This window comes from Acinetobacter sp. UBA6526 (genome assembly GCF_002434875.1).
GTDB classification, from domain to species: domain Bacteria; phylum Pseudomonadota; class Gammaproteobacteria; order Pseudomonadales; family Moraxellaceae; genus Acinetobacter; species Acinetobacter venetianus.
Genome location: NZ_DJLC01000213.1, coordinates 1 through 14,000, shown reverse-complemented (window position 1 = coordinate 14,000; position 14,000 = coordinate 1). Strand labels below are relative to the sequence as shown.

At 38.2% G+C, this 14,000-nt stretch carries 13 protein-coding genes and 1 pseudogene; 5 read left to right on the top strand and 9 right to left on the bottom strand.

Annotated features, from left to right (window positions below; translation table 11 throughout):
* On the top strand, positions 1 to 903 hold a 903-nt coding region (locus B4237_RS14580), incomplete at its 5' end, for a helix-turn-helix transcriptional regulator (RefSeq protein ID WP_286943720.1).
* Between the two features lie 364 nt (positions 904 to 1,267).
* On the opposite strand, the gene B4237_RS14575 is transcribed toward B4237_RS14580, so the two are convergent.
* The 6 genes from B4237_RS14575 to B4237_RS14550 form a co-directional block, all read right to left on the bottom strand.
* A complete protein-coding gene (locus B4237_RS14575) occupies positions 1,268 to 2,587 on the bottom strand; it encodes an adenylosuccinate synthase (protein ID WP_004878619.1) in 1,320 nt (439 codons plus the stop codon).
* A gap of 61 nt (positions 2,588 to 2,648) precedes the next feature.
* Positions 2,649 to 3,815: an ATP phosphoribosyltransferase regulatory subunit gene (locus tag B4237_RS14570; RefSeq protein WP_061515761.1), complete on the bottom strand. Its 1,167-nt coding sequence runs from the start codon at positions 3,813 to 3,815 to the stop codon at positions 2,649 to 2,651.
* A 205-nt stretch (positions 3,816 to 4,020) separates the two neighbouring features.
* Positions 4,021 to 5,115 carry a hypothetical protein gene (locus tag B4237_RS14565; protein WP_278596417.1) on the bottom strand — a complete coding sequence of 365 codons (1,095 nt, stop codon included), beginning with the start codon at positions 5,113 to 5,115 and terminating at the stop codon, positions 4,021 to 4,023.
* A 137-nt stretch (positions 5,116 to 5,252) separates the two neighbouring features.
* Positions 5,253 to 5,780: a GNAT family N-acetyltransferase gene (locus tag B4237_RS14560; protein ID WP_061396440.1), complete on the bottom strand. Its 528-nt coding sequence runs from the start codon at positions 5,778 to 5,780 to the stop codon at positions 5,253 to 5,255.
* 144 nt (positions 5,781 to 5,924) lie between these two features.
* On the bottom strand, positions 5,925 to 6,236 hold the full coding sequence (locus B4237_RS14555; RefSeq protein WP_061515758.1) for a hypothetical protein: 312 nt from the start codon (positions 6,234 to 6,236) through the stop codon (positions 5,925 to 5,927).
* Between the two features lie 29 nt (positions 6,237 to 6,265).
* On the bottom strand, positions 6,266 to 7,291 hold the full coding sequence (locus B4237_RS14550; protein ID WP_007478659.1) for a type I glyceraldehyde-3-phosphate dehydrogenase: 1,026 nt from the start codon (positions 7,289 to 7,291) through the stop codon (positions 6,266 to 6,268).
* A gap of 255 nt (positions 7,292 to 7,546) precedes the next feature.
* On the opposite strand from B4237_RS14550, the gene alaS reads away from it, so the two are divergent.
* The 3 genes from alaS to csrA all read left to right on the top strand — a co-directional run bounded on the left by alaS (position 7,547) and on the right by csrA (position 12,042).
* The gene (alaS, locus tag B4237_RS14545; protein WP_278596416.1) at positions 7,547 to 10,195 is read left to right on the top strand and encodes an alanine--tRNA ligase; all 2,649 of its coding nucleotides are present in this window, start codon (positions 7,547 to 7,549) and stop codon (positions 10,193 to 10,195) included.
* Positions 10,196 to 10,258: 63 nt separating this feature from the next.
* Positions 10,259 to 11,539: an aspartate kinase gene (locus B4237_RS14540; RefSeq protein ID WP_004878607.1), complete on the top strand. Its 1,281-nt coding sequence runs from the start codon at positions 10,259 to 10,261 to the stop codon at positions 11,537 to 11,539.
* 239 nt (positions 11,540 to 11,778) lie between these two features.
* Positions 11,779 to 12,042, top strand: coding sequence for a carbon storage regulator CsrA (gene csrA, locus B4237_RS14535; protein ID WP_004878605.1), 264 nt, complete (start codon positions 11,779 to 11,781; stop codon positions 12,040 to 12,042).
* Between the two features lie 70 nt (positions 12,043 to 12,112).
* Here csrA and rnhB read toward each other — a convergent pair whose 3' ends face one another.
* The 3 genes from rnhB to B4237_RS14520 all read right to left on the bottom strand — a co-directional run bounded on the left by rnhB (position 12,113) and on the right by B4237_RS14520 (position 13,635).
* Positions 12,113 to 12,679, bottom strand: a complete 567-nt coding sequence (gene rnhB / locus B4237_RS14530; RefSeq protein WP_007479199.1) for a ribonuclease HII — start codon at positions 12,677 to 12,679, stop codon at positions 12,113 to 12,115.
* 62 nt (positions 12,680 to 12,741) lie between these two features.
* Entirely contained in the window at positions 12,742 to 13,110 is a 369-nt protein-coding gene (locus B4237_RS14525) for a hypothetical protein (protein WP_278596415.1), read from the bottom strand.
* 150 nt (positions 13,111 to 13,260) lie between these two features.
* Positions 13,261 to 13,635: a hypothetical protein gene (locus B4237_RS14520; protein WP_017196753.1), complete on the bottom strand. Its 375-nt coding sequence runs from the start codon at positions 13,633 to 13,635 to the stop codon at positions 13,261 to 13,263.
* 212 nt (positions 13,636 to 13,847) lie between these two features.
* Between B4237_RS14520 and B4237_RS14515 the strand changes: the two are divergent.
* Positions 13,848 to 14,000 (top strand): annotated as a pseudogene (locus tag B4237_RS14515) (cytochrome b); the annotation flags it as partial.

Genomic DNA, 14,000 nt, shown 5'->3' with positions numbered 1-14,000 from the left:
GAAATATTAGAACGAGAAGGGATCGATATTAGTTTGCGCACTATTCAACGTGATCTAAATCAAATTGCACAACGCTTTCCAATTGAAAGCAACAAAACAGTTCCTCAAGGTTGGCGCTGGCGCTCAGATGCACCAATTCAAAGCTTGCCACATATGACTAGCTCTCAAGCTGTTACGTTTATGATGGTTGAGGAACACCTAAGACATTTGCTACCACCAAGTTTACTCGAAGAAATGATGCCTTGGTTCGACCTCGCAAAACGCAGTTTATCGACTCAAAATAACGTTCGACAATGGATCAATCGCGTTCGTATTGTGCCTGCCAATCAACCACTCATTCCACCAATGGTCGATAAACTAGCTCAACAAGCGATCTATGAAGGACTTTTGCAAGATAAACAAATTGAGTGTATTTACAGCGCACGAACAAACCAAGGCGAAGATAAAACGTATATTTTGAATCCACTCGCTTTGGTTCAAAGAGGTGCTGTTATTTATCTTATTTGCACGAGAAATGATAAAACTGATGTCCAAACTTTTGCGCTGCACCGTTTTAAAGCAGCGACCGTTTTAGAAAGCCGTGCCTTACATCCTGTAAATTTTGACATTGATCATTATATTGACTCTGGTGCATTAGGTTTCCGTGTCGATTACAGTAAACCGACTGAACAAATTCTGCTTAAACTCACAATGACTGAGAATACTGCCAAAAGCTTTTATGAAAGTCAGTTAAGTAAAGACCAGATCATCACGCCATTAGAAGAAAATATTGTTGAAGTCTCAGCAAATGTTCCTTTTACATCTCAGCTCGTTTGGTGGCTAAGAAGTTTTGGCAAAAAGCTATTAAATATCGAACCAATTGCTGTTTATAATGCCGTCAAAGAAATTGAAGACTCTAAATAAAAAAGAGAACCATCTAGGTTCTCTAAAATTTTTATATAATTTATCCTAAATAATCAGTATTTTTTCTTAGATTAATTTGAATTAAGCCAATTTCCCCCACTGTTTAAAATTGGCTTGAACTCTATGATCACGATGAGTTTAATTAAAAACAGCATGCAAGTTCATAACCATTGTAACGAATCCGCTTTTTGGTCATTGTTAAAACCCTCTTTATTTAAATGAAGAACCAATATAACAATAATTTTTTAGCCAGAGAAATAACAAAGATTGCAGTTAAAATCTATTTTTCTGCTAGATATACTGAATATATAAATCTATAAAATAAAAAAGCTCCCCAAAGGGAGCTTTAAATCATACCATTAGCTTAAGCTGAAAATGGATGACGTAAAACGATTGTTTCTGCACGGTCAGGACCTGTTGAAACGATATCAATTGGACAACCAATTAAAGCTTCGATACGACGTACATAAGCCAATGCATTTGCAGGAAGTTGCTCAATTTGAGTTAAGCCAACTGTAGATTCGCTCCAACCTGGCATTGTTTCATAGATTGGCTTCAAGCTTTCAAATGAAATCGCATCAGAAGAACCTGCACAACCCGAATCCACATCTTCATAACCGACACAGATTTTAACTTCTTCTAAACCATCTAATACATCAAGTTTAGTTAAGCAAATACCAGATAGTGAGTTCACCTCTACAGAACGACGCAGAATTTCAGCATCGAACCAACCACAACGACGTTGACGACCAGTAGAAGCACCAAATTCATGGCCCACAGTACCTAAATGACGACCAATTGCATCGCCTGTATCTGTCGAAGCATCATAGTGCAATTCTGTAGGGAAAGGACCAGCACCTACACGAGTTGTATATGCTTTTGTAATACCCAATACATAATCTAAATGTAATGGACCCATACCCGAACCAGAGCTTACGCCACCAGCAGTGGTATTTGAACTCGTAACAAATGGATATGTACCATGATCGATATCAAGTAAAGAACCTTGTGCACCCTCGAACATGATTGCCTTACCTTCTTTGCGGTAATCATGTAACACTTTAGTGACATCAATCACTAATGGTGCAAGCACTTCACGCCAAGCGTTACAAAGTGCAAGTACATCTTCAAACTTAACTTCTTCAACGCCATAGAATTGAGAAAGTTGGAAGTTATGAAGCTCAAGCATTTCCTTGAGTTTTTCTTCAAGTAATTCACCACCACGAATCAAGTCAGCAACACGCACAGCGCGGCGAGCGACTTTATCTTCGTAAGCAGGACCAATACCACGACCAGTTGTACCAATCTTCGCATTACCGCGTTTCTTTTCACGTGCTTGGTCAAGTGCGATATGGTTTGGCAAAATTAAAGGACAGTTTGGAGAAATACGTAAACGTTCTTTAACAGGTACGCCTTCTTCTTCCAAAATTGCCATTTCTTTAATTAAAGCTTCAGGTGATAACACCACACCATTACCAATTAAGCACAATACGTTTTCACGTAAAATACCTGATGGAATGAGGTGTAATACAGTTTTCTTACCACCTACGACAAGCGTATGCCCTGCATTGTGACCACCTTGATAACGTACAACCGCAGCCGCTTGATCTGTGAGCAGGTCGACGATTTTACCTTTACCTTCGTCGCCCCATTGGGTACCAAGTACCACAACATTTTTGCCCATAATAGCCTCATTACATCATGCTGTTAAAATTGGAAACTAAGCTGTTGAGTCAGCATAGCAATTAAATTTTTTCAATGACCCATTGCCCATTTTGAGACACCATTTGATGTGTCGCATATGGCACTGAGCTTAAATCATCATTACCTAACAACTGCACAACACGTAAACCGTTCAGACGTGCATCTGCAATTGATTTTAATAAATCTTTTTCACTTCCTTTAGGTGCAACAATCGTTTCAATTTCTACAAATTGAGTTGCGCCTAAAGCGTATAAATCACAACTAAAACCAGTTGCTGGTCGTGCACGTCCAAAGTGCTCACCAATACCATCATAACGGCCGCCTTGCGCAAGTGGCGCAGCACGATTTGGCGCATAAATGGCATACATCAAACCAGTATGATAGTGATAACTACGTAACTCGATAACGTCGATTCCAATATTTAAATTAGACCAACGTGACTGAATTTGAGTCAAAGTAGATTTCAATGCATCAAATGCATTTTTAAAATCAATATCATTTAAAATATCTTGGCTTAGATGCGCTTGTAATGCATCTAGATCACTCGCATAACGACCTAAAGCATAAAAATCAGCACCCATAGCAAGATCTTTAGTAAACTCTTCGAGTTCAGGTAATGCTTTACGCTGATATAAATCAGAGAGCTGATTTTCTGTATTTTTATTTAAACCAGCACGCTTTACTAAACTACGGAATAAACCAACATGACCTAAATCTAAATGAGCGCCATCTAAAGTATGCGTATGCTCAATCAAAGCCAACATCACATCAATCATTTCAACATCAGCTTCGATGCTGTCATGACCATATAACTCTGCACCTAACTGTAAAGGTGCACGCGTTGCATTAAAATTCTGTGGTTTAGTATGAAGCACAGTACCTGCATAGCAATAGCGAGCCACACCTTCAATTGGTCGTACATGCGCATCTATACGCGCAACTTGTGGCGTCATATCTGCACGCACACCAAGCAAACGACCAGAAAGCTGATCAATGACTTTAAAAGTCACTAAGTCTAAATCTTGATTAGATTCTGATAATGACGACAACGATTCAATGTATTCAATAAATGGTGTGTATACCAATTGATAACCTCGAACTGCAAGGAAATCTAAAGCTGCGCGACGCAAAGTTTCAACGACTTGCGCTTGTTCTGGCAATACATCTGCTACCCCATCTGGTAGCAACCATGTCTCTGAAATGGTCATGTTTCAAACCTAAAATCTGTTCAATGTGGAGGCATCCACATAAAAAGCAACCACATAAAAAAATCGGGTGAATGCCCGATTCAGCGTAGTGTAGCACGAAGATTTATGCGATGCACCTGAGAATTTGAATAATTCGGTATCGTATTGCCTCCAGCACATCAGCACATATTTATGAATTTAATAAATAGATTCAATTAATTAAAAATCAGTCATGACTAGCGTCGACTATCGTTCGTGATCCAAAGAACTGTCCAACATCTGAACTATCACCTTGTTTCCAACTGATCAGATTTAATTTTTTGAGTGTTTTAATCGCCTGTAAGTTAAACGCAAAGCAGCCTTTTTCTAAGTTTGCAATTCGCATCTTTTGACCCAGTATAATCATTTGACTAATTTGATCATCCCTATCATATTTTTCAAATGAATTTAGCTGATCGCGAGCATAACTTAAGCTCTGCTCTACCGACCACGGCTGCGATGTCGTATAAATAGCATAAGCAGATTGATCAGTAGCATCACCTATTGTTCCAACTGTTTCTTCTACATCTAAATTATTTAATAAGAATATCCAATCATATCCATGCCAATTTCCCCAAGCCAGTTGATAATCAGATTGATTTGAAATCGGAGGATATTTCAAGCCTTCATATTGGTTAACAATCCGCTCACGTACTTCTGCGAAGGAAGGACTATCGAATGAATCGACTTGAGTAATATGATTCTGGTTCCATTGCGTTTCCTTTAAACGATAGCAAATGCTATTTTTAGGAAAAACAGTATCTTTATAATTTTGATAAAATTTAATTAAATTTTGATTTAATCCATTTGTTTCATTGGAACTTAAATTAATATTTTCACGGTATCCTGGCAATACGCGATCAAAAACATTTTGCCCATCTAATTGCACCAACTCAAAACTCAAATCCTGTTGCAACTCAGATGTACGCTCATATCGCCATTGAGTAGGTGCAAGTCTTTTGAAGACATTGCTCTGCGGTGTTCCAACTTCTAAAATTTTAGATTCAGTTAAAATTCTTCTGTCTAAAGGTTGGTTATGTGATTTATTAAAATTAATTTGATCGTCTTGAATCAGATATGTTGTTATCTCAAAAAAATCTGTGATCAAACCAGATGAGACATTAAATGGTTGATAATATACTTTGTACAGTGCATTTTGTTCAGATGATTCATCATCAGATTTTTTATCATTACTCTGATTCGAGCCACCACCGCAGGCTGTTAAAAGAAGTGTTGAAAATATAATAAGAGTTCCTGTTATTTTTTTTGATCCAAGCTTCATAGGTTAACAATCATTTTCAATTTATTTAGGAGCTAAAATAATATCAAAAACAACAAAAAGCTAACAAGAAAAAATCCTAGAGTTTATTTTTAGTTTTCATAAATATCAAAACAGTTAGTTTAATAAAATTCTAATAATTAATCTAAGTCTATACCTTTAATAAAACACTCCATTTTTTGACTTTTTGTATCAGTTGTATCAGAACAAAGAGAGATTCCATCTAAATTAGATATAAATTGAAAACCATGTTTAAGATAAAGATTTTTCGCATGCAGATTATGATCAGAGACGCTTAGTACAATTCGATGATGTCCTTTAGAAATCGCTAACTTCTTAACTGCAACAATCAAATGATCTGCTACACCACTGCCACGAAATAAAGGGTTAACCCACATAGCAATCACATTAAACTCTAACTCAGAATTAAGAGTTCCACCAACTATACCCACTGCCCGAGCATTGTGAATCGCGAGAATATATTGATTGTTAGTCCTTTGAGCTGCCCGATTACGCCATTCTTTCTCATGATATTTCTCAGTAGTTGCATAAGTTGCAGTAAATGCATCAGGACTATCAAATAATGACTGCAAACGAATGGCTTTAAGTATCTCCCAATCATCTTCACAAGTAAGACGGAATTCAAAGTTACTTAAATTATAGTTCATTCACACCCTCAAAATTATTATGAATTTTAATAGTTTAAAGTTAAATAAAAATAGTAAGATCATTACCATGTCTAAAAAATAGGTTTATATCATTAAACTAAATGCAATCAATTTGAAAGTTTATACATATAACAACCTAATTTACTATTTCCCTTTACCACCTTTAACTACGATCTCTAAAACATTTACTAGTTCGGCATTTTGTTTTTCTAGTGCGGCAATATTCGCCACTGTTCTATCCAACACCTCTTGTTGAACATGCATTTTCTTTGCCAAATCTTGCATAATTTCTAAGCTTTTTTTAAGGTGTAGCTCTAAGTGAAGCACTTTCTCCTCAAGCTGGAGAACCTCTACATCCTGATTTTTAACTTCTACATTTTTAAATTGAAACCAAAATAAAAAAATAACTGCCAACATTAGTAAGATAATAAAACCCCACATCATCATTAATCCCATTTCCCCTCTCCAATTTTTATTTTCTAAAGTTATTTATTAAATGATTCACACAGATCTAGTAAGCGATTTGCATAGCCCCATTCATTATCATACCAAGCAAAAACTTTCGCCTGATGGCCTACAACGATTGTTTGAGTTAAATCCACGATCAAAGAATATGGTGAATGATTAAAATCACTTGATACAAGATCCTCATCTGTCACTTGCATAATCTGAGCATAATCAAATTGTGCCGCTTTGACCAACACCTCATTTATTTTATGTACGGTAATTGGTGATTGAGAAATAAAGGTAAGATCAATTGCCGCCACATTTATGGTCGGTACACGAATCGAATATCCATCAATACGATCTTCCATTTTAGGCATAACACGTTTCAATGCACCTAAAGCACTTGATGTCGTTGGAATGATATTTTGTCCAGATGCTCTTGCTCGACGTAAATCTCGATGTGCATGGTCTAAAACAGATTGATCCGCAGTTACCGCATGAATTTCAGTCATCAGTGCTGTTTCAATACCAAAAGCATCATCAATGATTTTAACCAGTGGTACCAATGCTTGCGTTGTACATGAAACACTTGAAATAATTTGATCCGAGGGTTTTACGTCTGCGTGATTTACACCGTAAACAATCGCAGCATCAACGGTATCAAAAGGTGCAGCCCCGATAATGACTCTTTTTGCTCCTGCCTCAACATGACGCGTTGCATCAGCTCTGGAGCGGAAAAGACCTGTACACTCAAGCACCACGTCAATATTTAATTTTTCCCATGGTAGACATTCAGGACATTCGTTATTAAACACTTGTAATCTGAGTTGACGTTGATTTGACTGAATGTTCAAAAAAATGTGCTCGCCATCAATTTGAATATCGACTTGTCCAGCAAAACGACCATGCGTTGTATCATATTTAAAAAGATGCACTAAAGTCTGTACATCAGCAATGTCATTAATGGCAACGATTTCAAATTGAAACTTCTTTGAGTTTTCAAACCATGCACGTAACACATTCCGACCAATTCGACCAAATCCATTGATAGCGATACGTTGCATGTAGCATCCTTATTCATCAAAACATCATCTTTTCTATGCTATATGGTAAAACATGAGAAGCATTGTTGAATATAGATTTTTAGCTTAAACACAGTTTTATATGATATTGCTTGTAAAATCGTTGGTTGGGCACACATTTTCCGTTATAATTTAGCACTTTTAAAATCTATGCCATGCAATAGGTTCGATTGTAGAACTTAAAACAACTTTCCTCATTGCATATAGCCAAATTCAAAATTATGGAGTGTCTTGGTTGTGAGTACTCGTTTTATGACATCAGCTGAAATTCGTGAAGCTTTTTTGCGTTATTTTGAATCGCAAGGCCACACACGTGTCGCGTCGAGTTCTCTCGTTCCCGCCAACGACCCAACGTTGCTGTTTACAAATGCTGGGATGAACCAGTTTAAAGATTGTTTCTTAGGCTTAGAAAAGCGCGACTATGTACGCGCAGTATCATCACAAAAATGTGTACGTGCAGGTGGTAAACATAACGACCTTGATAATGTCGGTTATACTGCTCGTCACCATACATTCTTTGAGATGTTAGGTAACTTCTCTTTTGGTGATTATTTCAAACAAAATGCACTTAAATTCGCTTGGGAGTTTTTAACCAGCGAACAATGGTTAGGCTTACCAAAAGATCGTCTTTATGTCACGGTTTATCATACTGATGATGAAGCCTTTGACATATGGAATAAAGAGATCGGCGTAGATGCCGAGCGTATTATCCGTATCGGTGATAACAAAGGTGGTCAATACGCTTCAGATAACTTCTGGGCAATGGGTGATACAGGTCCTTGCGGCCCTTGTTCTGAAATTTTCTATGATCATGGCGACCATATCTGGGGTGGATTACCAGGTACACCAGAAGAAGATGGCGATCGCTTCATCGAAATCTGGAACAACGTTTTCATGCAGTTCAACCGCACTGCGGATGGTGTTATGCACCCTCTTCCAGCACCTTCTGTCGATACAGGTATGGGCTTGGAGCGTATTTCAGCTGTGCTTCAGCATGTCAATTCGAACTACGAAATTGACTTATTCCAACATTTGTTAAAAGCAGCTGCTGACATCATTGGCATTCAAGAAGAAGGCCAACCTTCTTTACGTGTTCTTGCTGACCATGCCCGCTCTTGCTGCTTCTTGATCGCAGATGGCGTGAATCCTTCAAATGAAGGTCGTGGTTATGTGTTACGTCGTATTATCCGTCGTGCAGTACGTCATGGTAATAAACTAGGTGCAACAGGTACATTCTTCTACAAGATGCTACAACCACTCATCGAGGTCATGGGTGAAGCTTATCCTGAATTAGTTACACGCAAAGATGTTATTGAAGCAACTCTAATCCGTGAAGAAGAACAGTTTGCCAAGACACTTGAGCAAGGCTTAAAACTTTTAGAGGGTGAACTCGCTCAACTAAAAGGCAATGTGATTGCAGGTGAAACTGTATTCAAACTTTATGATACTTATGGCTTCCCAACGGACTTAACAGCTGATATCGCGCGTGAACGTGATCTAACGATTGATGAAGCTGGTTTCGAAGTAGAAATGGCTGCTCAACGCCAACGTGCTCGTGATTCTGGTAAATTCGCGGTTGACTATAACAGCATTGTTAAAGTCGAAGGCGAAACACAATTTGATGGTTATGATGCAACTCAGGGTCAAGGTCAAATTGTTGCGATCTATAAAGATGGCATTCAGGTTGATGAAGTTAACGAAGGTGATGAAGCACTTATCGTATTGAACCAAACCCCTTTCTATGCAGAAAGTGGTGGTCAGATTGGTGACACAGGTATCTTCAAGAACGATACGGGTATCTTTGAAGTTCAAGATACTAAAAAATCTGGTGGAGCATTTGTACACCAAGGTATCGTTACTGTTGGTAGCCTAAAAACTTCACAAAATGTAGAAGCGACTGTTAAAGCAGATCTACGTGATGCAACCGCTCGCAATCACTCTGCGACTCACCTTTTACATGCTGCATTACGTCAGATTTTAGGTGATCACGTTCAACAAAAAGGTTCTTTGGTCGCAAGCGATATTTTACGTTTTGACTTTGCCAATGATCAACCTGTTACGTTTGAACAAATTCAACAGATCGAACGTTTAGTCAATGCTGAAGTGATCGCAAATACTCCAGTAAATACCGAACTTCTCGATATCGAATCTGCAAAAGCGAAAGGCGCAATGATGCTTTTCGGGGAAAAATATGGCGAAGAAGTTCGCGTATTATCTATGGGCTCTGTGATTGAAGAGAAGAACTTCTCGATCGAACTATGTGGTGGTATTCACGTAAAACGTACAGGTGATATTGGTTTATTCAAGATCACCTCTGAAGGCGGTGTTGCCGCAGGTGTTCGTCGTATCGAGGCGGTAACAGGTTCAAAAGCACTCGAAGCTGTTCAAAAAGCCGATCGTGATATTCAGACAATCAATGGTTTACTTAAAGCTCAGAAAGAGCAAACTGTTGAGAAGGTTGAAGCAATTGTTGATACGGCATCTAGCTTACAAAAGCAGATTGAACAACTTAATCAGAAGTTTGCAAGTTTGCAAGCAGCTGAATTACTCGGCCAAGTAAAAACAATTGCTGGTCGTCAAACACTTATCACGACTGTTCAAGGTCTGGATGCAAAGTCATTACGCAATCTACACGACAGCGTAAAATCAAAATTGGAAGATGCAGTCATTATTTTAGCTGGCGTTGAAGGCGATAAAGTGAGTTTAATCGCGTCCGTCGCTAAACAATATGCTGCAACTCTAAAAGCAGGTGACATCATCAAACACTTAGCTCAAGAGCTTGGTGGTAAAGGTGGTGGTAAACCTGACTTAGCACAAGGTGGCGCGCCACTAAACGAGAAGTTTAATCAAGTGATTGCAGCATTACCTGCATGGCTTGAGCAATAAGAACTTCACTTTTGTGTAACTGACCCTGATGCCTCTCAGGGTCATGGCTTATATGGAACAACTATGGCATTAATCGTTCAAAAATATGGCGGTACTTCTATGGGTACTCCTGAGCGCATTTTAAATGTTGCTCGTCGTGTCAAGCGTTGGCATGATCACGGTCACAAGGTGGTCGTTGTCGTGTCTGCAATGAGTGGTGAAACAAACCGCTTACTTGCGCTTGCTAAAGCCATTACCACCACCCCTGACCCACGTGAATTAGATCAAATGGTGTCAACGGGTGAACAAGTAACGATTTCCATGTTAGCTATGGCACTGAACTCAATTGGTGTAGAAGCTAAATCTTATACAGGTCGCCAAGTCGGTATTAAAACGGATAGTGCTTTCACTAAAGCACGTATTGAATCTATTGATACTGATGTGATGACAAAGGACTTAGATGCTGGTCGCGTACTCGTCGTTGCAGGTTTCCAAGGCTTTGACGCTGAAGGTAATACAACAACACTTGGTCGTGGTGGTTCGGATACTTCTGGTGTAGCACTTGCAGCAGCACTTAAAGCAGATGAATGTCAAATTTATACTGATGTTGATGGCGTATACACGACTGATCCGCGTGTTGCACCAAAAGCGAAGAAAGTTGACCGTATCTCTTTTGAAGAAATGCTTGAAATGGCATCTTTAGGCTCAAAAGTTTTACAAATCCGCTCTGTTGAATTCGCAGGTAAATATCAAGTTCCACTGCGTGTATTATCAAGTTTTGATAATGATGATGATGGCGCATTTGATGAAGATTTCAAACAAAACGTAGGCACACTAATTACGACTGAGGCAGAGGACGATATGGAACAACCAATCATTGCAGGTATTGCATTTAACCGTGACGAAGCAAAACTCACTATTTTGGGTGTTCCTGATGAGCCAGGTATCGCATCTAAAATCTTGTCACCAATCAGCAATGCCAACATTGAAGTGGATATGATTATCCAAAATGTTGAAGAAGATGGTACGACTGATTTTACCTTCACAGTTAATCGCACTGATTTAGCAAAAGCAAAAGCTATCCTAGAGCAAACTGCAAGCAGCATCGAAGGATGTGAAGTTGTAACTCGTGATGACATCGTTAAAGTATCTATCGTTGGTGTTGGTATGCGATCACATGCAGGTGTTGCGAGCAAAATGTTCACTGCATTAGCTGATGAAAGCATCAATATTTTGATGATCTCTACCTCAGAAATTAAAATTTCTGTATTGATTGAAGAAAACTATTTAGAGCTTGCTGTTCGTTGTTTACACACTGCATTTGGCTTAGACCGTGAACACGGCGAAAGCAGTGCACGTGCTTAATTAATAGCTGCTTAAACATATTTACTTTCAAGTAAATAGCAAAAAAAAACAGAGCCACTATAGTTTTTCCTACAGTGGCTCTGTTATATTAATCCGTGAGGTTTTTCAGGAAGTTCCAACAGAACTTACGAAAAAGAATGTTTTTTACATATTTCTGTTAGAATTTTCTGTATATTAAGGCTGTGCTTTCTAAAATGAATTCCCTGTCGCAAGTTTAAGCGTTTAGCAAGGAGATAAACATGCTGATTCTGACCCGTCGTGTCGGAGAAACATTAATGATTGGGGATCAAGTCAGTGTTACTGTGCTTGGCGTAAAAGGCAATCAGGTGCGTATTGGTGTAAATGCTCCAAAAGAAGTTTCTGTGCATCGTGAGGAAATTTACCAACGTATCCAACATGAACGTGCCATGCATGAGCATCTACAACATCTTGATCAAGATTATCAACTTTCTTATGAAGAAGATAATACCGATTTTACTCGAAATAATAACTTCAATCGTTAATGCACAGAATTTTTCTCCAATAATTAAAGCGACTTTTTACAGTCGCTTTAATTATTTTGGGCAAAGTATTTTATAAACCTAATGCTTTTCTCACTGGCGCATAACTACGACGATGCTCATCTATCACACCATGAGTAGCAATCGCCTCAAAATGTGCTTTTGTAGGATAGCCTTTATGTTTTGCAAATCCAAAGTCAGGATACTGTAAATCTAAAGCTTTCATCTGATGATCTCGAGTTACTTTCGCTAAAATACTCGCAGCACTAATTTCAGCATGACTCGCATCTCCCCCAACAATCGCCTCACAAGGAATAGTGATTCCCTTAGGGATTTGATTACCATCCACGATGACTTTTTCTGGTTGAGTTTGTAAACCCTCTACCGCTCTACGCATTGCCAAAAATGTCGCTTGTAAGATATTGAATTCATCAATTTCAGCATGAGTTGCTTCTGCAATTGACCATGCTAATGCTTTTTCTTTAATTTCTAAAAAGAGTTTTTCTCGTTTCTTCTCAGTTAATTTTTTAGAATCATTTAATCCCTCGATCGGATTATTCGGATCTAAAATTACAGCCGCCGCAACCACTGAACCTACCAATGGCCCACGCCCTGCTTCATCTACACCAGCAACAAACATATCTTTTCCACAAAAAATTAGCTGCCTTGATTGCAGCTAACTGAACGTTATTCACTAATTTATTATTTTACCACTTCTGACACACAAGCATTCATTGTTTTTGCAACAGCAGCACCTGTTAACGCTGTTCTAGCTTTTGAATCGACGGCAGCTAAAGTAAGTTCAGATGGAGACAGAACAGTTGGTGCATTCTTTCCAACACATTTACATATTTGTTTTTTCTTTTGCTTCTTTAATTCACTATTCATTAATCGACTCGCCACCTTCCACGCAGCAAAATCATCTATATCATGACTACACTTTGTTTGCGCTGCAAACTCAATAGCAGATGTACCTAATTTTAATTTGCTCTGTTCAGCACTTTGAGCACTGCTACATACCAATAGAGTTAAGGATGTTGATAGAATGAATAACAAATGATTCTTTTTCATTATTTATAGCCTAATTATGTGATTAAAGTTTTAAGTGTTCAAATTAGATGATCTAAGCGTGATTTAAAATTGAAAAATGGTATTAATTTTACTTTTTATTAAAAAAGCAAAGCCGAAATATCCAACTTTGCTAGTTATGTACTGAATTCATTATTTATTCAATGCTTCAGCAACACATGCATTTACCGTTTCAGATACCACTTGGCTTACGATTGTTGCACGAGCAGTTGGATCAATCGCAGCAGTCGCTAATTCTACTGTTGTAACGCTATTTGGAGCTTTCTCACTTACGCAACCACAAACATTCGTTTGAATGTTTTCACGTTGTTCAGTCGTCATCAAACGTGTCGCTGTTTTCCAAGCTGGTAAAGTATTTATTTCATTGATACATTTCGCATTTACAGCAACTTTCAATGCTGTCATGCCTAACTGTTGAGATGTGGTAGCTGTAGTGTTATTCGCATTTGGTGCTACACAACCATTAAGCGCAAATAGTGCTGGCAATACAAGTAATAATTTTTTCACGACCTTAGACCTATATCCAAAATTTTGGCAGGCGTATTTTGACGAAATAAAAGATTTAATCAATTGACTCTGTAGACTTATTACATAATATAACAATAGGCAAATTTCATTGAACGTTGCATGCATAAAACGCTCTGTTACGTATACACTGTATAAGCAATAAAAAGAGCTAATTAAAATCAAATCACTCATATCACAGCTAGGATGTTGCGATGTCAACCTCAGCACAATATTACACACGCACGGCGCAAGTTCTGCATTGGCTCATGGCTGCTATTTTTATTATCGCATGGCTGATCGGATTCTATAGCGGAAACTTTTTAAGCTATGAAGTCGATGGTGGATTTAAGGGAACTGTCATTACC